A 23,192-nucleotide genomic window follows, 5' to 3' on the forward strand; every position below is an offset into this window, starting at 1 on the left:
AAAGAATTTGATCGCTAAAAATATCAGCGATCGATTCTATTGGTCGATTTTTAGATTGATCTTTGCATCAATATTTGAGTTAGCTTAAAAGATAGTTAATAAGACCCTGATTACCGATAATAATGGACAAATTACCGTCAAAAAAGTGTGTGCAGCAAAAGGTTTGATCGCAATTAACAACATGCTCAAACAAGTATAACGCTTACCCAATAAGGTTAAATCATATGGTTTTAGATAGCAGAGGTTAAGCCAGGTTGTCGTTTAATACAAAATAGTCGTGTAAACATCGCGTGGTGTTAAAATGAAGTTGCCCAGGCCACAGATGAGGTTTGTCTTGGGGTGACAAATATCCCCAATGTGCGATACCGCCAATCATGTTGGCGTTTTGAGCGGCGATAAGATCGCGCTCAGCATCACCTAAATAAAGAATCGATTCAGGGCAGAGATTCATCTGCTGCGCTGCAAGTAACATAGGCGCACTATGTGGTTTAGGATGCAAGGTACTGTCGCCACTAATGAGGGTTTTTATTCGCGACATTAAGCCCAATTTTTGAACCAAAGGGCGGGCAAAGCAAGCATGCTTATTAGTAACAATGCCATAAGGCATATTATGGTTATCAAAATAAGTCAATAACTCTGCTAAGTGTTCGAACAAGCAACTTCTATCGCCATTAATAAGCCGATAATGATGTAATAGTGCCTGTTGTAGCTGCTTTTGCTCATCGTCGTCGATATCGGGTAATGCAGCTTTAACTAGCGCTAAACTGCCATGCGTTGCAGCATGCTTTACTGTTTCAAGACTGCATGAAGGATAACCCGCATCAGCCATACCTAGATTAAGAGCATAGACCAAATCGGGCGCAGTATCGGCAAGTGTGCCGTCTAAATCGAATAACACACCTTTAATCGCGGGCTTTGACATACAGACTCCTAAACGGCATTAGATAAGTCTAATCGACTCTTTGTGTAGCAATCATGTAATTAACATCAACACTATTAGTGTACTTAAACACACCGGATAGTGGGTTGTAAGCTATACCTAATGCGTCTTTACATAATAAGTCTGTTTTATCTACCAGGTTAATTAATTCAGAAGGGCGAATAAACTTGCTGTGATCATGTGTGCCTACTGGCAGCATCTTAAGTAGATACTCTGCGCCGACGATCGCGGTTAAATAAGACATCCAATTACGATTGATAGTAGAGAAAAACACATAACCATCGGGTTTGACCATATCACAACATGCTTGGATCACAGATAGTGGGTTGGGGACATGTTCTAACATTTCCATGCAGGTCACTACATCATAATAGCCTTTATGACCATCTCTGTGTTCTTCAGCGGTGCTTTTTATGTAATTGACCGTGACTCCGGTTTCTAACGCATGTAAGCGAGCCACTTCTAGTGGTTCATTACCCATGTCTAAGCCATCTACATGGGCACCAATTTTAGCCATACTCTCAGATAAAATTCCGCCGCCGCAACCAATGTCGAGCACTTTTTTACCAAAAATACCCTGTGCGGTTTGATCAATATAGTTTAAACGTAACGGATTAAGCTGATGCAAGGGTTTAAAAGAGCCATTAGGATCCCACCAGGTTTGCGCCATTGCTTCAAATTTAGCAATCTCATCGGGGTCGACATTTATATTCGCAGCAGTTTCAGTAGACATGAGGTACCTAGATATCGTTATGCATTATGGATGACATTATATCCATTGAGACGGTTTTTAATAGGGCTAAAATAGATCAATGCATATGATCCCAGTCAACTTTTTCCATGTTCAGGTGGTTATTTAAACAATCTAGTGGTGAGTTTGTTCATTCAATGCTCAATACAAACGTTTTTAAACCACTAAAACGAGACTTGTTAGGGGGCTAAGTTACTGCTAAATGAGTAAGTTAGCCTTTTTATTAACTCTAAAGTCAATTTGGTTTAGGTTTGCTCTGGCGACATTAAATATCTGTGTTAGAATGCCAAATCACGTTTTAAAGCTTGACGATAGTATAGATTAAAACTCGTCAGCTCAATTTCAGGGGAACGCGCAGTTTATGACTGATCTGGCTTCATCTATTTCGCCAATTAATATTGAAGACGAACTCAAAAATTCGTATCTAGATTACGCTATGAGCGTAATTGTTGGTCGTGCATTGCCTGACGTGCGTGACGGCCTAAAGCCGGTACATCGCCGTGTCTTGTTTGCAATGAGCGAACTTAAAAACGACTGGAACAAACCTTATAAAAAATCCGCTCGTGTTGTCGGTGACGTAATCGGTAAGTATCATCCACATGGTGACACTGCTGTTTATGACACTATTGTTCGTATGGCACAGCCATTCTCATTACGCTACACCTTAGTAGACGGCCAAGGTAACTTTGGTTCTGTTGACGGTGACTCAGCGGCTGCAATGCGTTATACCGAAATTCGTATGCAGAAATTAGCCCATTCATTATTGGCTGATTTAGAGAAGGAAACCGTCGATTTTGTCCCTAACTACGACGGTACAGAATTTATTCCTGCAGTATTACCGACTCGAGTACCTAACCTACTCATTAACGGTTCATCAGGTATTGCTGTCGGTATGGCAACCAATATTCCACCGCATAACTTAAACGAAGTCGTTAAAGGATGTTTAGCCTTAATTGAAGAGCCTAGCTTATCAATTGAACAGTTAATGGAATATATTCCAGGCCCTGACTTTCCTACAGCGGCATCAATTAACGGTAGAAAAGGCATTATTGATGCCTACAATACTGGCCGTGGACGCGCTATTATGCGCTCAAAGGCAGATGTTGAGACTGATGAGAATGGTCGTGAACGTATTATTGTTCATGAAATTCCATATCAAGTTAACAAAGCGCGCCTGATTGAAAAAATTGCTGAGCTTGTTAAAGATAAAAAAATTGAAGGCATCAGTGGCTTACGTGACGAGTCTGATAAAGACGGTATGCGTATAGTTATTGAAATTAAGCGTGGTGAAGTGGGCGAGGTTGTGCTAAATAACCTTTACGCTCAAACTCAGATGCAGTGTTCGTTTGGTATTAACATGGTTGCCTTAACAAATGGCCAACCTAAGTTATTTAACCTGAAAGAAATGCTTGAGTGCTTTATTCTTCATCGTCGTGAAGTGGTTACCCGCCGTACAGTATTTGAATTGAAAAAAGCCCGTGAACGTGCTCATATCCTTGAAGCATTGGCCATCGCTTTAGCTAACATCGACCCAATTATTGCGCTAATTAAAGCCTCGCCAACACCTGCCGAAGCGAAAGCCAAGTTGGTTGCCCAAGGTTGGGAATTAGGTCACGTACAAGGCATGTTAGAAAAAGCCGGTGATGATGCTGCTCGTCCTGAATGGTTAGAGCCTGAATACGGAATCCGTGATGGCGCATACTATTTAACTGAGCAACAAGCACAGGCAATTCTTGAATTACGTTTACACCGTTTAACGGGTCTTGAACATGATAAAATTCTTGCTGAATATGAAGAGTTATTGATTGTTATTGCTGCTTTGTTACTGATTTTAAGCAGTCCTGAGCGTTTGATGGAAGTCATCAAAGAAGAGCTAGAAGAAATTCTTGAGCAATACGGTGATGAGCGCCGCACAATAATTAACGCTAATGAAATTGATATGAGTCTTGAAGACTTGATCAATGAAGAAGATGTTGTTGTGACCTTATCACATTTAGGCTATGCCAAGTACCAACCTCTTTCTGATTACCAAGCACAGCGTCGCGGTGGTAAAGGTAAAGCAGCGACTAAAGTAAAAGATGAAGATTTTGTTGAGAAACTATTAGTGGCAAATACCCACGATACGATTCTTTGCTTCTCTGACTTTGGTAAAATGTACTGGCTTAAAGTGTATCAATTGCCATTGGCTAGCCGTACAGCACGTGGTCGCCCAATTATTAACTTATTACCTTTATCTGAAGGTGAGCACATTACCGCGATATTGCCGGTTCGTGAGTATGCCGATGACAAATACATCATCATGGCAACCGCACACGGTACTGTTAAGAAAACCGCACTAACAGCTTACAGTAACCCACGTGCTAATGGCATTATTGCCGTTAACTTGAAAGAGGGCGATCAGCTTATTGGTGTTGATATTACTGAAGGTAGTGATGACATCATGTTGTTTTCTAATACGGGCAAAGTGGTTCGATTTAATGAAAAAGCACGTGACTCTGAAACCGGTGAAGTGAAAATTGATGCTGAATCGGGTGAAGAAATCATTGCCCTGCGTCCAATGGGCCGCACAGCAACGGGTGTTCGTGGTATTAAATTAGAAGATGGTCAGCGTGTGGTATCACTTATTGTGCCTAAAGGTGATGGTGCTATCTTAACGGTAACTGAAAATGGCTACGGTAAACGTACTGAGCTCAGTGAATATCCAGCTAAGAGCCGTGGTACTAAAGGTGTGGTTTCAATTAAAGTGAGCGATCGAAATGGTGCCGTAGTTGGTGCTGTGCAAGTTGGCGCTTTTGACGAAATCATGTTGATCAGTGACAAAGGTACTTTAGTCAGAACCCCTGCTGAAGGTGTATCAGTCATTGGTCGTAACACCCAAGGTGTGACAATTATTCGTACTGCAGAAGACGAGAAAGTGGTTGGCTTACAACGTATCGAAGAAATTCAGTCTGATGAAGAATTAGATGACGAAGGTAATCCAATCATCGTAGTGCCTACGGCAGAAATAGATGATGCGGCTACTGATGTTGATGCTGTTGAAACAAGTATTGATACCGAAGATAAAGATGAGTCAGACGAACAATAATAATATTGTCAGTGTTGATTAATTGAAAACGAGCGCCTTTTGGCGCTCGTTTTATTTTACGGAAAAAATTTCATCAAAAACATTCAAGAAAGCGCTATTCAACTGTAAATAAAGTCCTTAGTATTACTGTCATAGAACATCAGCAATCTATTAATAACCTATTAACTATAGTCGAGTGAAGGAGTTGTCTGTGAGCACAATTTATAATTTCTGTGCAGGTCCTGCGATGTTACCGCAACCGGTAATGCAAAAAGCACAACAGGAATTAATTGATTGGAATGGGCTAGGGGTCTCCGTGATGGAGATAAGTCATCGCAGTAAAGAATTTATTGCCTTAACACAAGAAGCAGAAAAAAATCTTCGCGAGCTAATGAACATTCCGCAAAATTATCATGTGTTATTTATGCATGGTGGTGGCAGAGGTCAGTTTACCAATGTGGTCACTAATTTTTTAGGCGATAATGGCCGAGCTTTGTATTTAACGTCGGGCCAATGGTCCAGTTCAGCGGTAAAAGAAGCTAAGCGCATTGCAGGCGAGTCGCAGATTGATGAACTCAATATCGTCGAAACCATTAATGGTTTACATAAAGTATGCCTACCCGATTTAATGAACATAGATAAAGACTATCGCTTCGTACATTATTGTGCCAATGAAACCGTTGATGGTATTGAAATATTTGACACATTAAGCTGTCCTTGGCCTGTGGTTGCTGACTTATCATCGACTATCATGTCCCATGAAATTGATGTTAGTAAATTTGGTCTTATTTATGCTGGTGCACAAAAAAATATTGGCCCATCAGGTTTGTCGATAGTGATAGTACGTGATGATATGTTAGCAATGCCAACCTTAGTACAATCATCAGTAATGGATTACACCATTACCAAAGATAACGATTCAATGTTTAATACTCCACCTACGTTTGCCTGGTATTTAGCGGCCGAAGTCTTCAAATGGTTAAAAGGTGTGGGGGGGTTGCGGCAATTGAGCGTATCAACCAGCAAAAAGCGGCACTGCTTTATGCCTGTATTGATGAGTTAGCTTTTTATAAAAACGGTGTGGCGATTGATAACCGCTCAAGAATGAATGTGACCTTTCAATTAGCTGATAGCGCTCTTGATGCTGAGTTTTTAGCGGAAGCAGAAAAAGCGGGCTTAGTCGCGTTAAAAGGCCATAGAATAGTAGGTGGTATGCGCGCCAGTCTATATAACGCAATGCCGTTAGAAGGTGTGAAAAAGTTAATAGATTTTATGCAATCATTTGCAAAAAAACACAGTTAATCAAATTTTTTCATAACAAAAAGGGCTGAATTATCAGCCCTTTTTTGACGTTAATCTATTACAATGTACTCAATTGGTAATTGTTTTCATCGCAGAATAACCGCTAAATTAATAACCAGTAAAACAACTATAATTAATAAAAAATAGTCATTAGAGAGCAATAATTAAACTCATTAATTAATATCTAGCCAGTTATAATATTGATGCAATTGATTTAGCAAGATAATCCACATTCGACTCACTGATCCCTGCGATACTTATCCGGCTAGAACCGACCATATAAATACTGTGTTGAGATTTAAGTGTTTCAACTTGAGTTTGGTTAATGCCTAAGAAAGAGAACATTCCTTTTTGCGCGGCAATAAAGCTGAAATCCTGGCTAACACCCTGTTCAATCAGTTTGTTAACTAACATAGCGCGATTACCATTAATGCGATTACGCATCACAGCCAATTCATCAAGCCACTGTTGTTTTAATGTTTCATCAGCCAATATGGTTTCAACAATTGCAGCCCCATGTGCCGGCGGCATTGAGTAAATGCAACGAACAACATACAACAATACTGAAAAAGCCACATCAGACTGGGCAGCATCTTTACCAATAATCGAACAAGCTCCGATACGTTCACGGTACAAGCCAAAGTTTTTTGAACACGAACTACATAAAATCATGTTCTCAACGGCTTTAGCCATTTCTCGCACGCCGTAGGCATCTTCATCTACACCGTCACCAAAACCTTGATAGGCCATATCAACTAATGGCGTAAAACCTTGGTGTGCAGTCACCTTAATGACTTCATCCCATTGTGCTGTGGTTAAATCCATACCACTTGGGTTATGACAACAAGCATGTAATAGCACGACATCATCTTTTGAAACCTGTTTCAACGCGGTCATCATTTGTTCAAATTTAAGCGTCTTAGTATCGTAGTCGTAATAAGGATACGTTTTAACAGTGATCCCCGCTGCTTCAAATAGACCGGTATGGTTAGCCCATGTAGGATCGCTAACCCATAACACAGCATTAGGGCGACAGCGTTTAATGAAGTCTGCAGCAACACGCAGCGCGCCAGTGCCACCAGGGGTTGAAACAGTTCGAATACGGTTCGCTAGAAGAGCCAGGTGGCTTTTACCGAAAGCCAGTTCAGTCATTAATTGATTAAATAAAGGGGAGCCCGTTGGACCAATATAGACCTTAGTATCTTCAGTATCGATACGACGCTGCTCTGCAACTTTGACACAATCTAGAATAGGTGTGTGACCCTTTGGATCTTTATAGACGCCTACACCTAAATCAACTTTATGAGAGTGATTATCTGCACGGTATTGGGTTAATAATCCTAAAATAGGATCGGCTGGTAAGGCTGTTAATAATTCAAACATGTGGATACCTTTTATTAGCGCTGTTTACTCATACTATTTTTAATTATCGCGCATACTTAGCGAATTGCTCCTAGGATAACGTGCTTTAAACATATAGTTAAAGTATTAATCTACACAAATGATTTTAATTTTTAGTTGAGTATTTTTCAGTTGGAAACTTATGCTGACAAATAAATAATTCTGTTATCTTTGAGACTATTCTGCTGTAATGGCTACCCATTACGAATAATGTCTTTTGGATAGAAATAATTAACATTTTTGTGACTTTAAGCCAAATCAATACCTAAAACTCAATCACAATGAATAAGTATATTTATGTGATGAGTATTGCTTGTATCGTGCTTATGTCGTAATTAATTTGTTCCACTTCCTTTATCTCTTAACGATAGGGAAGGGATGTTTGAAACCTGGTTAACCAAAGTTTAATCAATTGATAGAAGAAGAAAGCAAATGAAGCAACTGCATTTAGAGCCGATCGCTAACATGAATGGCGAAATAAATATTCCAGGTTCCAAAAGCATTTCCAACAGAGCATTGTTGCTTGCCACATTAGCTAAAGGCACGACAACACTAACCAACCTGCTCGACTCTGACGACATACGCTATATGTTAACGTCTTTAAAACAACTTGGCGTTGAATTTGAACTCAGTGAAAATAATACAGTTTGTAAAGTGAAAGGGCTTGCGGGAACATTAAACAGTGAAACACCCCAGACACTATTTTTGGGTAATGCTGGTACCGCCATGAGGCCACTTTGTGCCGCATTAACATTAGGGCAAGGTGAGTTCACTTTAACCGGTGAGCCTAGAATGGAAGAACGTCCAATCGGTGACTTAGTCGATGCGTTACAACAGCTTGGTGCTCAAGTTCAATATCTTAAAAACACTGGCTTTCCGCCATTAACCGTTAATGCTACCAGGTTAAATGGTGGCAATGTGGAAATTGCGGGTGATTTATCAAGCCAATTTTTAACGGCACTACTAATGGTTGCACCTCTAGCAAAAGATAGCGTCAATATCATGATTAAAGGGGAATTAGTCTCAAAACCTTATATTGATATAACAATAGCCCTAATGAAACAATTTGGCGTAGAAGTGATTAACCACAGTTACCAGCGTTTTGAAATCGTAGCAGGGCAGCAATATATTTCACGGGTAAAGTGTTAGTGGAAGGAGATGCTTCATCTGCTTCTTACTTTTTAGCTGCTGGAGCAATTCAAGGGGGTGAAGTTAAAGTCACTGGCGTCGGTCGGTTAAGTATTCAAGGCGATGTTAAGTTTGCTGACGCACTAGCGCAGATGGGGGCAGACATTGAGTGGGGCGATGATTACATTATCGCCAGAAAGTCAGCACTAAGTGCAATCGAAATGGACATGAACCATATACCAGATGCAGCCATGACCATTGCGACAGCGGCATTATTTGCCAAAGGCACCACCAAACTGACTAATATTTACAACTGGCGCATTAAAGAAACAGACCGTTTAGCTGCCATGGCAACAGAGCTGCGTAAAGTAGGTGCTATTGTTGATGAAGGCTATGATTACATCACCATTACGCCACCAGAACATATTAATACTGCAGCAATTGATACCTATAATGATCACCGTATGGCGATGTGTTTTTCATTATTGGCACTTGCAGACTGCGGGATCACAATTAATGACCCTGACTGCACCTCAAAAACATTTCCTACCTTTTTCAAAGAGTTTAAACGTTTAACTGACTGTTAAAATAGATTAAATCCCTAAAAATCAACCTTGAATTATGGGGTTAATAAAGCACAAGTGTTCTATTAACCTCCACTTCTAAGTTAATTTTATCTTAGCAACGGCTTTTTATTGAAAATTGTTATACAATGCTGCCGCTTATTTTTGGCTAAACCCTTTTTTTATATTCAGGGATGATGTTTTTCGGAGGAATTTATGACTGAACGGGCTCCAATCGTGACTGTGGACGGTCCAAGCGGTGCAGGAAAAGGGACAATTTGCCAATTATTATCCAAACATTTAGGTTGGCATCTATTAGATAGTGGCGCGATTTACCGCGTATTAGCGCTTGCGGCGATACATCATCATATAGAATTAAGTAATGAAGAAGCGTTAACCTTAATGGCTGCCCATTTAGATGTGCAGTTTTTGACTAACGCAGACAGTAATGCCATTAAAGTGGTGCTTGAAGGTGAGGATGTGACGACAACCATCCGCAGTCAAGAATGTTCAGATGCGGCCTCTAAAGTCGCCGCTTTACCGCGAGTTCGCGAAGCATTATTACGTCGTCAACGTGCTTTTTCTGCTATGCGGGTTTAGTTGCCGACGGCAGAGATATGGGAACGGTTGTGTTTCCTCATGCCCCAGCCAAGATATTCCTGACAGCTTCAGCCCAAGAGCGTGCTGAAAGACGCTTTAATCAGTTGCAGGACAAAGGCTTCGATGTTAAAATCGACCGCCTTTTAGCTGAAATTATCGAACGAGACGAACGTGATATCAATCGTTCAGCTTCTCCGTTAGTGCCAGCTGAAGATGCCTTAGTGGTAGACACAAGTGGCATTTCAATCGAAGGCGTACTGGCTCTAGTGTTAGAGCACGTAAATAAAAAAATTACAGACTAGTTAAGATAAAGAGTAACTTTATTAGTTATTTAAGCTAAACTAGCTGTAGGTATTCGCGTTATGGATGACGTGGATTATATTACTAGACTCCACATCTAGGATGGATGGTGGTTTATTACATAAAGTAACCCTAAAACATGACTGAATCTTTTGCTGATCTATTTGAACAATCCCTTCTAACTCTGGAGTTTCGTCCAGGTTCTATCGTTCGTGGTACTGTTGTTGCCATCGAAAACGGTATGGTACTTGTTGACGCAGGCCTTAAGTCTGAAAGCCCAATCAATGCTGACGAATTCAAAAACGCACAAGGCGTTTTAGAAATTCAAGTTGGCGATGAAGTTGATGTTGCGCTTGACTCTGTTGAAGATGGCTTCGGTGAGACTCAATTGTCTCGCGAAAAAGCTAAGCGTCATGAAGCTTGGATCGTTCTAGAAAAAGCGTACGAAGATGCTGAAACTGTAATCGGTATCATCAATGGTAAAGTTAAAGGCGGTTTCACTGTTGAATTAAACGGTATCCGTGCCTTCTTACCAGGTTCTCTAGTTGACGTGCGCCCAGTTCGCGACACCGCTCACTTAGAGTACAAAGAATTAGAATTCAAAGTTATCAAGCTTGATCAGAAGCGCAACAACGTTGTTGTTTCTCGTCGTGCTGTTATCGAATCAGAAAGCAGTGCTGAGCGTGATGCACTTCTTGAAAATCTACAAGAAGGCCAAGCAGTTAAAGGTATCGTTAAGAACCTTACTGACTACGGTGCATTCGTAGATTTAGGTGGTGTTGACGGTCTATTACATATCACTGATATGGCGTGGAAACGTGTTAAGCACCCATCTGAAATCGTTAATGTTGGTGACGAAATCAACGTTAAAGTACTTAAGTACGATCGTGAACGCACTCGTGTGTCACTAGGTCTTAAGCAACTTGGCGAAGATCCATGGTTAGAAATCAGCAAGCGCTACCCAGAAAGCACACGTCTTACTGGTCGCGTAACTAACTTAACTGACTACGGCTGTTTCGTGGAAATCGAAGAAGGCGTTGAAGGTTTAGTACACGTTTCTGAAATGGATTGGACTAACAAAAACATTCACCCATCTAAAGTTGTTAACTTAGGTGATGAAGTTGAAGTGTTAGTATTAGACATCGATGAAGAACGTCGTCGTATTTCTCTTGGCCTTAAACAGTGTAAAGTTAACCCATGGGATGACTTCGCAACTAAGTTTAACAAAGGCGACAAAGTATCTGGTAAGATCAAGTCAATCACTGACTTCGGTATCTTTATCGGTCTTGACGGTGGAATCGATGGTCTTGTTCACTTATCTGATATTTCTTGGAACGGTACTGGCGAAGATGCAGTGTCTGAATACAAGAAAGGCGACGAAATCCATGCAGTGGTTCTTTCAGTAGACCCAGAGCGTGAACGTATCAGCTTAGGCGTTAAGCAAACTGAAGATGATCCATTCAATGCATATTTAGCTGACAAGAAGAAAGGCACCGTAGTACACGGTACCGTTGCTGCTGTTGATGCTAAAGGTGTTACAGTTGAACTAGCTGATACTGTTGAAGGTTATATCCGTGTTGCTGATATTTCTGCTGAGCGCATCGAAGATGCATCTACTGTATACTCAGTAGGTGATGCTATCGAAGCTAAGTTCATGGGCGTAGATCGCAAGAATCGTTCTATCAGCTTATCTATCAAAGCGAAAGATGAAGCAGAACAGAAAGAAGCTATCGCTACTTTGAACAAGCAAGATGACGCGGTTATCAGCAATGCAATGGCTGAAGCGTTTAAAGCGGCTCGTAAGTAATCGAAAATCGCCTGTTGTATGGGGAGAGAAACTCCCCATTAGGCGACTGTGTTTGGCTTGGAAATAGGAAATAACTAAGATGACAAAATCTGAACTTATCGAAAAACTCGCCACTAGGCAGTCGCAACTGTCGGCGAAAGAGGTTGAAGCTGCCATAAAAGAAATGTTGGACCAAATGGCGACAACATTAGAAGGCGGAGATCGAATAGAAATCCGTGGATTTGGTAGTTTTTCTCTTCATTATCGTGCACCACGTGTTGGCCGTAATCCTAAAACTGGTACCTCAGTTGAGTTGGATGGCAAATATGTACCGCACTTTAAGCCAGGCAAAGAACTGCGCGAACGTGTCGATGCGGTTAATCAATGATTAACGCTTGAATAAAAAGCCTCCAATAGGAGGCTTTTTTGTACCTATTGAAAGTCAAAGCTGGTCAGCGCTGTAAATATCTTAGATAATCATTACATTGCTTTGTTCAGATGGAGAATCACGTGAAGTCTTTTTTTGCAATCCTTATTATTGGGCTGTTGTTTATTTTGGCATTATTGTTTGGCGCTAAGAATGAGCAGATAGTGACATTGAGTTATTTTATCGCAGAAGGTCAGTACCGTTTGCCGGTTGTGCTAGCTGTAGTATTTTTATCAGGTTTTATGTTGAGTTGGCTATTAGCCAGTTTTTACATCATGAAAATGAAGTTGGCACTGCGTAAAGCCAATAAAAGCCTAAGCAAGCTTGGTCATATTGCGACTGTGCCAACTGAGCGCACAGCAGAGCAACTTAATGCGGATACCATTAGCTAACTATGCTTGAGATTTTGTTCTTATTATTGCCTATCGCAGCCGGTTATGGCTGGTACATGGGGCGCAGAAGTATTCTGCAACGCGATAGTCAAAAAAGTAAAAAGCTAAGCCGTGACTATTTTACCGGCTTAAATTTTTTGCTTTCTAATGAGTCAGATAAAGCCGTAGATCTCTTTATTAGTATGTTAGATGTTGATGATGAAACAATTGACACTCATCTTTCATTAGGGTCGTTATTTCGCAAGCGAGGGGAGGTTGACCGTTCTATCCGTATTCATCAAAATCTTATTGCTAGACCAAACCTAACGGCAGAACAACGTGATATAGCGATGATGGAGTTAGGTAAAGATTATATGGCTGCTGGTTTTTATGATAGAGCAGAAGAAATATTTCTTAATCTCGTTAATCAAGATGATCACAGTGAAGAAGCCGAATCACAGCTTATTTCAATTTATCAGGTCACCAAGGAATGGCAAAATGCCATTGATGTGACCAAAAAATTGCCCAAAAAACGCCAACAAGTATTTAAAGTCACCACTGCACATTTCTACTGTCAGCTTGCTGATGAAGCGACAGACCAGCTCGTCAAAATTAAAAAACTTCAACTAGCCATTAAACAAGATGCTAATTGTGGTCGCGCATGGCTTGCTCTAGCGAATATTTATCTTGATAGCGATCAAACAAGTGAATGTAAACAGTCATTACAGCAATTAATTGATGCTGATATAGCACTGTTTCCAGATAGTATAAAAATTGCTAAGCAAGTATATCGCCAGTCATCTGATTGTGAGGGCTATGAGCAACTTTTGAACCGAGCATTAAAACAAGGTGCTGGTGCCAGTGTCGCAATTGCATTGGCAGAACATCAGATTTCAAAAAATAATAGTGATACAGCAGAAGCAATGATGTTAGATAATTTATATCGACATCCTACCATGAAAGGTTTTCAGCACTTAATGAAGTTACATATTAAGCAAGCTGAAGATGGTAAAGCTAAACAAAGCTTGTCTATGCTTGAAAAGTTAGTTGAACAACAAATTAAGTTTCGACCTGGCTACCGCTGCCGAGAGTGTGGCTTTCCTGCCCATGCCTTATATTGGCATTGTCCTTCTTGTAAGCATTGGGGCAGCATTAAGCGAATAAAAGGGCTTGATGGGGAATAGGGTTTTCTTGTTGCCATCTGATTTTTCCGTAAATAATAATTTAGACAATTAATTGTAAACGTTGGAGAAAGTATGACTAATAAACCTATTGTTGTGGCTTTAGATTATAACAACAAAGCTGAAGCCTTAACGCTTATTGATAAACTTGATCCTGCCTTATGCCGGTTAAAAATTGGCAAAGAAATGTTCACCTTATTTGGGCCTACACTCGTTAACGATATTCATCAGCGTCAATTTGATTTGTTTTTAGACCTCAAATTTCATGACATTCCTAATACCGTAGCTAAAGCCGTTAGTGCTGCTGCTGATCTGGGTGTGTGGATGACGAATGTGCACGCAAGTGGTGGTTTAGCCATGATGCAAGCTGCAAAAAAATCCCTACAGGAATATGGCAAAGATGCGCCATTATTGATTGCTGTGACCGTATTAACCTCAATGTCTGATGAAGACTTAGCTTTACTTGGAATAAATGTCCCCGCATTTGAACATGTATTGCGTTTAGCTAAGTTAACACATCAAGCGGGTTTAGACGGTGTGGTGTGCTCTGCCCAAGAAGCCAAATTATTGAAATCGACTTTCGGTCAAAATTTTAACTTAATTACCCCAGGCATTCGCCCTGTTGGCAGTGATGCAGGCGATCAACATAGAATTATGACGCCACCACAAGCTATTGCAGCAGGTTCTGATTATTTAGTCATAGGTAGACCGATTACCCAGGCCGTCGATCCTCTTGCTGCGCTGACGGCAATACATCAATCTTTACAAGTCTAGTTGTATCGCTAATATCTAGCTAACTTACTGAACGTATTAAGGATAAAGTATGTTTGATTATACAAGTCAGAATGTCGTTGTTGTGGGTGGTACTTCAGGTATCAATTTACACCTTGCCATTAGCTTTGCGCAAGCTGGAGCCAATGTTGCTGTCGCCAGTCGAAATACAGATAAAGTGAATGCTGCAGTAGAATTGTTAAAACAAGCCAACCCGAATGGCACTCACATCGGCGTCAGTTTTGATGTACGAGATGAAAGTGCTTTAGCGATAGGGTTTGCCACAATTGCGCAGACCTATGGTCATATTGATGTATTAGTCAGTGGTGCGGCTGGTAATTTTCCAGCCAGTGCAGCTAAGTTGTCTAATAATGGCTTCAAGTCGGTGATCGATATTGATCTTATTGGCAGTTTTCAAGTGCTTAAACAAGCTTATCCTTTACTAAAACGCCCTAAGGCTTCTGTTATTCAAATATCAGCACCTCAAGCCTATATCGCCATGCCCTTACAGGCTCACGTTTGCGCAGCAAAAGCTGGAGTGGATATGTTAACCCGCACTTTAGCTTTAGAGTGGGGAATAGAAGGAATCAGAATAAATTCAATTGTGCCTGGACCAATTGAGGGGACCGAAGGGTTTAATAGACTGGCACCCAGTGAAGCATTACAACAAAAAGTCGCTTCAAGTGTGCCATTGCAACGTAATGGTCAAAAACAAGATATTGCCAATGCAGCATTATTTTTAGCTTCCGATATGGCTTCTTATATCACAGGTGTTGTATTGCCCGTGGATGGTGGTTGGTCACTTGGAGGCGCCAGTATCGCAATGAACGAACTAGGCAGTTTAGCAGCAAAACACGGTTTATAATTAAGGGTTATTCAATGGCAAATGCATTACAAGATCAATTACTCAAAGCGGGTTTAACCAGCAAACAAAGTGTTAAAAATGCCAAAACGCAAAAACGTCGAGATAAGAAAGCCAATGTAGACGATGGCAGTGCGGTATTAAAGCAACAAATTGCAGAGCAAAAACAGCTGCAAGCTAAAAAAGATAAGCAGTTGAATGAACAACGTTTTAATGAAGCTAGTGAAAAGGGGCAAGTAAAAGGTTTAATCTCTGAATTCATGAAATTCGCTATTTCTATTCCAAAAGATGCAGAGACTAAATTTAATTACACCTTAGATAAAAAGATTTTTTCTGTCTATATTAATGACAAAATTCAAAGCCAATTATTAAATGGTTCATTGGGTATTATTCGTTATGAAGACAAAAGCTATTTAGTGCCTCATAAATTAGCTGTTAGAGTTAATTTATTGGTGCCGCAGTGGTGCGGATATTTGTGGGATTCGAGTGCACAAGATACTGTCGCACAAGTGGCTGATGCAGATGATCCATACGCTAATTATGCTATTCCTGACGATTTAATGTGGTAAATAATTACCTCAATATAAACAAGCCTCGAGTCATTGAGGCTTTTTTATACCCTTAATGCTTTAAATGCCAAAATTTGTTGGCAATATGCGAGATGATGGCGTATATCATCTAGATATTGAGAGGCATTAAAATCCATTAAAAACCAATTAGATAAACCATTTTCTGGTGTTGGATTATAAAATAACTTTTCACATTCAAGTAGATTATTGATGTTAGCGGATTCAAGCCAAAAATGGACTTCTAAGCTCGCTATTTGTTGTAGGATATTGAGCTGTTCGATATAGTCATCAGGTTGCGCCACTTGGCATTTTAACGCTGGAGTGCGTCTATCATTTTGCTCACCCAGTAATGCTGAAAATGGATTAAACCCTTCTGGGTTTACTATTGTAGTGTCAAATTTAGGTTTAACATAAAGATCAGGCCAATGCAGGTGAGGATGAGTTAGCGCTATACCTAATGCAATGCGTCGCTCACCTAGCCAATTGTGAACCATACACGGTAAGGTTTCAGCTTCCTCCATGTTTATGCTTCTTGCTAATGACGGCAATAATGACATGCGGGTTAAATAGACAGTTTTAGAGACCATCGCCGACATCACTGCGGTAACGAGCCCAGATGATGGCCAACAATTAATTCTTTTGACCAAACTATCAGCCACTGTCGTTAATATTTGCACAAAAATAGCGTCGTTATTACTTCTTTCTACTGTAAATGCAGCGTTAACACCTGCATAAGGACCGTTACAAATCGTAATGGTGTTTTTATGCTGAGTGGCATTAAAGGTGATTGACACACCATTAGCTGATGGTAGCCAATCGCCATCAGCATTGCCAATTATGGTAACTTGTTCAAGAGAGTCATAAAATTTTTGCAGCGGCATCATTACATCTACATTGCTAATTACTGCCGATATTCTAACTTAAAAATGACCTAAAACGATTAAGCATTAGTAAATATATCGACTAGCACAATTTTAAATCAATATCGCAAATGAGCCAGTTTGCACTTGTATTTAACGGGTAAATTATATAGATTTAAACACATGTTTTAATTATTCGTTTAAGAGACTGATATGAACCCATACCAAGCGCCACTAAAGGACATGCAATTTTTGTTAGAAGACGTTTTTGATGCAACGAGTACGTGGCAACAATTACCAGAATTAGCTGATATGGTTGATATGGAAACTGCAGTTGCTATTCTTGATGAGGCCAGCAAAATTAGCCGTGATTTACTTCATCCTATTAATCGAAGTGGTGATGAGCAAGGTGTTGTCCAACATGGCGATCAAATTATCACTCCAGACGGATTTAAAGAAGTTTACAATCAGTTTTCTGAAGGCGGCTGGGTTGGTCTTTGCGGTGACGCAGAGTTCGGCGGCATGGGTATGCCTAAAATGCTGGGTATTTTAGTCGATGAAATGGGCTACAGCGCCTGTAACTCCTTTGTACTTTATAGCTCGCTCACCGCTGGTGCTGCATTGTGTATCAATGCCCATGCAAATGATGAATTAAAACAAACATACTTACCTAATTTATACTCTGGCCAATGGGCTGGTGCGATGGATATGACTGAGCCGCACGCGGGATCAGATTTACGTGGTATACGAACTAAAGCCGTCCCTCAAGCTGATGGCACTTATGCGATTACCGGTAATAAAATTTTTATCACAGGTGGCGATCAGGATCTAACCGATAACGTCATTCACCTAGTGTTAGCAAAATTACCTGAGTCTAAAGGTATTTCATTATTTTTAGTGCCTAAAATAAAAGTTAACAAAGATGGAAGTTTAGGCGAGGCTAATGGTGTAACCGTTGGTTCAATTGAACATAAGATGGGCTTGAAAGCCTCGGCAACTTGCGTGATGAACTATGATAATGCCATTGGCTATTTAGTCGGTGAGCCAGAGCGTGGTTTAGTCTGTATGTTTACCATGATGAACTATGAGCGCTTAGCCATTGGTATACAAGGGTTAGGAAACGCACAAGCAGCTTATCAAATGGCCAGCGAATATGCCAAAGAGCGTCTACAAGGTGTCGCGGCTGGCACTAAGCCAACCGGTGTATCAGATCCGCTAATAGTTCATGGTGATGTACGTCGTATGTTATTAACCATTCGTGCGATGACAGAGGCTGGGCGTGCACTATCGGTATTAACTGCTAAGCAACTTGATTTAGCTAAGTATGGCGAAGGTGAAGTAAAAGCCAAGGCTAGCCAGTATGTCGGCTTATTAACCCCAGTAGCGAAAGCATTTTTAACCGATAGAGGCCTAGATGCTACCATCATGGCGCAACAAGTTTTTGGCGGTCATGGTTATATTCGTGAAACAGGTATAGAACAATTAGTGCGTGATACGCGTATTGCTCAAATTTATGAAGGCACCAACGGCATTCAAGCTATAGATTTCTTAGGTCGTAAAGTAACAGGTGATAATTTAGCTACGCTAACGCTATTTATTGAAGAATCACTTCAAACGTTAAAAGCACTTACCCATGTATCTGAAAAACATGTTGCTGCTGTTTCTGCGCGATTTAACGCATTATTAGATACAGCCACTTATATTAACGATAATAAAGTGACTCAGCCCGCACTGATTAACGCCTGTGCTGTTGATTATTTAGATGCATTTGGCCATACATTATACGGTTATTTCTGGTTAATTATGGCGGATAAGTCAACTAACCATGTAGACAAAGACTTCGCGATTCAAAAACGCTACTTAGCTGACTTTTATATTAGTAAGTTATTGGTTAAAGCGGATTACCATCTATCGCAAGTTAATCAGGGTGATGCCTCAATTATGCAGATGCCGGCCGAGATGTTTTAACAAACAATCGCTTGCAACTTGATAACAACACCAATTTAAAAAGCACCTAAAGGTGCTTTTTTGTTAGCCGTTATTTACTCCGTTTCCACATTATTTTTTACGGTATAGAAGGTTCTTTTGGCAAGTCCACTTTAGGATAATGCACTAATGGCATATCCATTAAGTTTTGTAATAAAATAGCCGAAAAAGGGGCTTTTTGTTTTCGTTTTATTTTCGGACTCAAACCATTTTCTATCAACACAAATAAATACTTCTTACCATTAGAGGCCTCAAACTGGCCCGCTAGGTTTGATACCCCTAACATACTGCCAGTTTTCGCCATAACTTTGTATTTTAACGGCGGTTTATTGAAATAACGCTTGTACTTCAAGGTGCCTTTTATTCCCGCAATAGGCAGACTTTGGAGTAGGTATTGGTAGTCCTGGTGAGTAGCAATGACTTTTAAAACGGCCATAACATGTTCTGCTGATAATAAATTATATCGAGACAGTCCTGAACCGTCAGCAATATTAGCTATTTCAAGTTCAATACCCAATTCCTGTAAAATTACGACCAAAGCTTGTGTGGTCTGCTTAAAGTTTAAGGGCTCCTGCTTAAACGCTTCGGCACTAGTTCGTAATAAAGCTTCTGCCATCAGGTTATCTGATTTAAGCAACATCTCGTCAATAAGTGTAGGTAATGGCTCTGACAAATGTGTGGCGATAGGCTGCAAATTGTTATTTGATATAGGCAGTGTTGCATTAACCATAACTTGGCCTGTCAAAGCTATTTTTTGTTGCTTAAAAATAGCCTTGATAACATTAACGGCATAACCCTGAGGCTCGTTAATCGCAATAGCTAATGGCAAAGATTTAGCACCAGCATAACAACCTTTAAGGGTGTAATGGTTGCTGTCTTTTCTTATTAACTGTAAGTCGCAAGGAAGGGCATTTTTTTGATATGGAGTGAAAACGGCTTCGTTTTCAATATATATCGGTTTTTTACCCATAACTTTTAAGCTTGCTTTTTTGTTATAGCCATTTGCGCTTAGCCTAGCGAAAACACAATTTTTATCAATAATAAAACTTGAGACTGGTGCCGCATAGCAAATGCCTAAGTCATCCCACACCCAACCCGGTGCTTGAAGTTGTGCTTGATGATGGCCAATAAGATGTATGTTGCCATCAACAGTGTGAATACCTGCTTGTTTTAATTGTTCAATCAAGGCAATCAAATGGCGTTGCTTTAAGGTTGGATCGCCAGAAAAAGTAATATAAAGATCATTTTTCAATTTACCATTAGTGATATTTAGTCTTTGCTCGCTTAACAGTTGAGTTCTATATTGAAATGATTGCCCAAGTTGTTTTGCACTCACTAAAGCCGTTAATAATTTTTGTATACTGGCAGGATTCATCAATGCATTTGAGTGTTGTTGGAATACGCTTCTATTATCCGCTAAATCCCATACACTTAAGGCTATAATTGACGACTCAGGCTTGATTAAATTCATTATTGCAGCAATATGCAGCTGATCTTCAGGAATCGCCTGTTCTATGTGAGTATGAGTTAACGCTGCTTGTGCAAAGCAATCTAAGCCAGTTAACAGCAAAGCAGTAATGAAAAGGTTCAGCAATCTATGTAAACGCATATGTGAGCAACTAAGATAATCAATATTGGTTAAATTACGGCAATTGTAAGTGTTTTTAAATGGTTTGTATAAAATAAAAAATTTATAAGCTTCAGCTCACTTTACGCCATAAAAATGAACATTTAAAACACTAAATATGCAGGTAGAAGGGGTTTTGACAGAAATTTCTTGCTCAATAGTTGTTAAATCGGTACTTTCTATGCCAATTTGTTCATAGTGAGAATTAACGATATGCCCCATATTACAATACGTGGTGTTAACCAACACGTTGCGGAGCAGATCAGTCAACCATTATTTGAGCAACTTTCTACACTCTGTGGCAATGCTAAGAGTAGTTATACGTTAGAGTGGTTTGAATCAAAGCAATTTAGTGGTGCGAGTCCATTTTCAGGAATCGTGTTGATTGAAATATCTTGGTTCCCCCGTGATAAACTTATTCAAGATGCTGTCGAGTACGCCGTTCGCGATACTATATTAACGGCACAATCATCGATTAAAGATATTGCTGTCATCTTTCATGTTTTAGCGCGTGAAAGTTATTATCGTAATGGTACACAATTTTAAGGAGGATGCCTTGCTGGACAAGCTAGGTGGAATTTCATTATCGGCTGATGCGTTAAATTGGTTATTAACACCCAAAAATTTCAAACAAACGTTAATGACTCAAATCGCTTCAGCTAAAACATCAATTTATATTGCTGCTTTGTATCTTGAAGATGACGAGGCGGGTAGGGAAGTGTTACAGGCCTTATTAACCGCCAAAGCCAATAACCCTGGACTCGATGTCAAAGTACTAGTTGATTATCATCGGGCTAGAAGAGGACTCATTGGCCAAAAAGGGGATAGCGGTAACTATATCTTATATAAAAAAGCCGTCGCTGCAGCACAATACCCAATTGATATTTTAGGGGTTCCGGTAAAGTCCCGTGAATTTATGGGGGTGTTGCACCTAAAAGGTTTTATTATTGATGACACTGTTATTTACAGTGGCGCAAGTATCAATAATATTTACATGCAGCATGGCGATAAATATCGTTTTGATAGATATCACCTGATTAAAAGTGCTGAACTTGCGCAAAGCATGCGCGCCATGATCGAAGAATACATTATTAGTGATCCAGCGGTAACAGCATTAACACAGCCAGCAGAAACCGAAGTTGCTAGTGACAAGAATGACATTCGCAATTTTAAAAGCCGTCTATCGCAAGCTCACTACGAATATACATCTACTCGTATAGGCAATAGAGTTACACCACTTGTAGGGCTTGGGAAAAAGGATAATGTTTTAAATCAAGTGATTATTGATTTGGTTGACAGTGCATCAAAACGCCTTTTCATTTGCACACCTTATTTTAACCCCCCCGCTGCGTTATCTAAAGTGATAAACAAAAAGCTTAAAGAGGGCGTTAAAGTGGATATTGTTGTTGGTGATAAAACCGCTAATGATTTTTATATTCCACCAGAAAAAGACTTCTCAACCATTGGCGCCTTACCTTATATGTATGAACAGTCATTACGTAAGTTTGCCAAACGCCAACAGTGGGCCATTGAGTCAGGGCTACTGAGTATCCACTTGTGGAAGCATGAACATAACTCATATCATTTAAAAGGTATTAGTTGTGATGATAAAAAACATTTGATAACCGGTTCTAATCTCAATCCAAGAGCATGGGCGTTGGATCTTGAGAATGGCCTATTACTACATGATGAATCCGGCAGCTGGAAACAACAATTTATAGATGAGCAAAGTCATATTCTACAATATACGGAACGCTTATTTCACTACAGTCAATTAGATGCATTACGCACTTATCCGCAGCCGGTTCAAAAAATAATGAATCGAATACGGCGACTAAAAGCAGACTTTTTGTTGAAACGTATTTTATAATAGTCCGATACTTACCTCAAAATCATCACTTATTAACGTGGTGATTTTTTCATTGCAAGAAGTGAAGGTTATGACTGACAAGTCAAATGAACCACAACATGCTGTACATAAGCTATACCAACATAGAAAAGCACTATCAACTAAACCATTTGGTGCCAGAGGTAAGAAATTAATTCGTTGTGACTTGTGCCTGTTAGGTGAACAATTTTGTACCTGTGCTTTACGTCAGTTACTGACATCAACAGTGAGTTTTTTGTTGATAATGTATAATGATGAAGTGTTAAAACCGACTAATTCTGGCCGATTAATTGCCGATCTTATTCCGGACACTCACGCTTTTTTATGGGACAGAACCAATCCGCATCAAGCAATGTTGGCACTATTAGATAACCCAATTTATCAGCCTTATTTGATTTTTCCCCAACAGTACATTGAAAGTCATCAGCCGGTTATTAATCACGTTAACACACAGCAATTAGCCGACAAGCGCCCTTTGTTGGTCATGCTTGATGGCAGTTGGCGTGAAGCGATAAAAATGTACCGTAAAAGCACTTACCTTCACACTATGCCAGTATTGTCTTTCTCTCCTGAAATACTGGCAACTTATGCACTTCGCAAAGGCAGTCATGACTTCCAGTTAGGCACCGCAGAAGTGGCAGCATTAGCACTTGAAGCTGCCAGGAGCCTTTAAATGGTACTGTGCTGCAGAAATGGTTCGATTTATTTGTTGAATCATCATTACTTGGTAGAAATCGACGCGCAAAAGACACATTAACGCCAATTAATGATTATCAACAGCAGTATATAAATGCTTTACATGCAGCTAAATAATG

General features: G+C 40.0%; 16 protein-coding genes and 4 pseudogenes. 15 read left to right on the forward strand and 5 right to left on the reverse strand.

The window, feature by feature from the left end:
• Positions 1-244 precede the first annotated feature (244 nt).
• Together L0B17_RS10820 and ubiG are read right to left on the reverse strand one after the other, a co-directional pair.
• On the reverse strand, positions 245-922 hold the full coding sequence (locus tag L0B17_RS10820) for an HAD family hydrolase (protein ID WP_235084741.1): 678 nt from the start codon (positions 920-922) through the stop codon (positions 245-247).
• Positions 923-950: 28 nt separating this feature from the next.
• Positions 951-1,673, reverse strand: a complete 723-nt coding sequence (gene ubiG / locus L0B17_RS10825) for a bifunctional 2-polyprenyl-6-hydroxyphenol methylase/3-demethylubiquinol 3-O-methyltransferase UbiG (protein WP_235084742.1) — start codon at positions 1,671-1,673, stop codon at positions 951-953.
• A 379-nt stretch (positions 1,674-2,052) separates the two neighbouring features.
• On the opposite strand from ubiG, the gene gyrA reads away from it, so the two are divergent.
• Positions 2,053-4,776 (forward strand): DNA gyrase subunit A, encoded by a 2,724-nt coding sequence (gyrA, locus tag L0B17_RS10830; protein ID WP_235084744.1) that lies wholly within the window; start codon positions 2,053-2,055, stop codon positions 4,774-4,776.
• Positions 4,777-4,966: 190 nt separating this feature from the next.
• A pseudogene (gene serC, locus L0B17_RS10835) lies at positions 4,967-6,057 on the forward strand (3-phosphoserine/phosphohydroxythreonine transaminase).
• Positions 6,058-6,249: 192 nt separating this feature from the next.
• Here serC and L0B17_RS10840 read toward each other — a convergent pair.
• Positions 6,250-7,440: an amino acid aminotransferase gene (locus L0B17_RS10840; protein ID WP_235084745.1), complete on the reverse strand. Its 1,191-nt coding sequence runs from the start codon at positions 7,438-7,440 to the stop codon at positions 6,250-6,252.
• Positions 7,441-7,890: 450 nt separating this feature from the next.
• On the opposite strand from L0B17_RS10840, the pseudogene aroA reads away from it, so the two are divergent.
• The 9 genes and pseudogenes from aroA (at position 7,891) to L0B17_RS10885 (ending at position 16,016) form a co-directional block, all read left to right on the forward strand.
• Positions 7,891-9,173: pseudogene (aroA, locus tag L0B17_RS10845) on the forward strand (3-phosphoshikimate 1-carboxyvinyltransferase).
• 192 nt (positions 9,174-9,365) lie between these two features.
• Positions 9,366-10,051, forward strand: a pseudogene (gene cmk, locus L0B17_RS10850) ((d)CMP kinase).
• Between the two features lie 137 nt (positions 10,052-10,188).
• Positions 10,189-11,856 carry a 30S ribosomal protein S1 gene (rpsA, locus tag L0B17_RS10855; protein WP_226409904.1) on the forward strand — a complete coding sequence of 556 codons (1,668 nt, stop codon included), beginning with the start codon at positions 10,189-10,191 and terminating at the stop codon, positions 11,854-11,856.
• Positions 11,857-11,935: 79 nt separating this feature from the next.
• The gene (gene ihfB, locus L0B17_RS10860) at positions 11,936-12,223 is read left to right on the forward strand and encodes an integration host factor subunit beta (protein WP_235084747.1); all 288 of its coding nucleotides are present in this window, start codon (positions 11,936-11,938) and stop codon (positions 12,221-12,223) included.
• 122 nt (positions 12,224-12,345) lie between these two features.
• Complete coding sequence (locus L0B17_RS10865; RefSeq protein ID WP_235084749.1) at positions 12,346-12,654, forward strand: lipopolysaccharide assembly protein LapA domain-containing protein; 309 nt, start codon at positions 12,346-12,348, stop codon at positions 12,652-12,654.
• A 2-nt stretch (positions 12,655-12,656) separates the two neighbouring features.
• On the forward strand, positions 12,657-13,817 hold the full coding sequence (gene lapB, locus L0B17_RS10870; protein ID WP_235084750.1) for a lipopolysaccharide assembly protein LapB: 1,161 nt from the start codon (positions 12,657-12,659) through the stop codon (positions 13,815-13,817).
• Positions 13,818-13,889: 72 nt separating this feature from the next.
• On the forward strand, positions 13,890-14,588 hold the full coding sequence (pyrF, locus tag L0B17_RS10875; RefSeq protein ID WP_235084752.1) for an orotidine-5'-phosphate decarboxylase: 699 nt from the start codon (positions 13,890-13,892) through the stop codon (positions 14,586-14,588).
• A 49-nt stretch (positions 14,589-14,637) separates the two neighbouring features.
• On the forward strand, positions 14,638-15,450 hold the full coding sequence (locus L0B17_RS10880) for an SDR family oxidoreductase (protein WP_235084754.1): 813 nt from the start codon (positions 14,638-14,640) through the stop codon (positions 15,448-15,450).
• A 14-nt stretch (positions 15,451-15,464) separates the two neighbouring features.
• Positions 15,465-16,016 (forward strand): DUF2058 domain-containing protein, encoded by a 552-nt coding sequence (locus tag L0B17_RS10885; RefSeq protein ID WP_235084756.1) that lies wholly within the window; start codon positions 15,465-15,467, stop codon positions 16,014-16,016.
• 44 nt (positions 16,017-16,060) lie between these two features.
• Here the strand turns inward: L0B17_RS10885 and L0B17_RS10890 are convergent, their stop codons facing one another.
• A complete protein-coding gene (locus tag L0B17_RS10890) occupies positions 16,061-16,900 on the reverse strand; it encodes a hypothetical protein (RefSeq protein WP_235084758.1) in 840 nt (279 codons plus the stop codon).
• A 189-nt stretch (positions 16,901-17,089) separates the two neighbouring features.
• Here L0B17_RS10890 and L0B17_RS10895 point away from each other — a divergent pair, with 189 nt between their 5' ends.
• Positions 17,090-18,844, forward strand: coding sequence for an acyl-CoA dehydrogenase family protein (locus L0B17_RS10895; RefSeq protein WP_235084760.1), 1,755 nt, complete (start codon positions 17,090-17,092; stop codon positions 18,842-18,844).
• A gap of 97 nt (positions 18,845-18,941) precedes the next feature.
• Here L0B17_RS10895 and dacB read toward each other — a convergent pair whose 3' ends face one another.
• Positions 18,942-20,471 (reverse strand): D-alanyl-D-alanine carboxypeptidase/D-alanyl-D-alanine endopeptidase, encoded by a 1,530-nt coding sequence (dacB, locus tag L0B17_RS10900; RefSeq protein ID WP_235084761.1) that lies wholly within the window; start codon positions 20,469-20,471, stop codon positions 18,942-18,944.
• Between the two features lie 231 nt (positions 20,472-20,702).
• On the opposite strand from dacB, the gene L0B17_RS10905 reads away from it, so the two are divergent.
• The 3 genes and pseudogenes from L0B17_RS10905 to L0B17_RS10915 all read left to right on the forward strand — a co-directional run bounded on the left by L0B17_RS10905 (position 20,703) and on the right by L0B17_RS10915 (position 23,190).
• Positions 20,703-21,035 (forward strand): DUF1904 family protein, encoded by a 333-nt coding sequence (locus L0B17_RS10905; RefSeq protein ID WP_235084763.1) that lies wholly within the window; start codon positions 20,703-20,705, stop codon positions 21,033-21,035.
• Between the two features lie 10 nt (positions 21,036-21,045).
• Positions 21,046-22,359 carry a CDP-diacylglycerol--serine O-phosphatidyltransferase gene (gene pssA / locus L0B17_RS10910; RefSeq protein ID WP_235084765.1) on the forward strand — a complete coding sequence of 438 codons (1,314 nt, stop codon included), beginning with the start codon at positions 21,046-21,048 and terminating at the stop codon, positions 22,357-22,359.
• 70 nt (positions 22,360-22,429) lie between these two features.
• Positions 22,430-23,190: pseudogene (locus L0B17_RS10915) on the forward strand (tRNA-uridine aminocarboxypropyltransferase).
• Positions 23,191-23,192 lie beyond the last annotated feature (2 nt).

Source organism: Shewanella sp. OMA3-2, from assembly GCF_021513195.1.
Classification (GTDB): Bacteria; Pseudomonadota; Gammaproteobacteria; order Enterobacterales; family Shewanellaceae; genus Shewanella.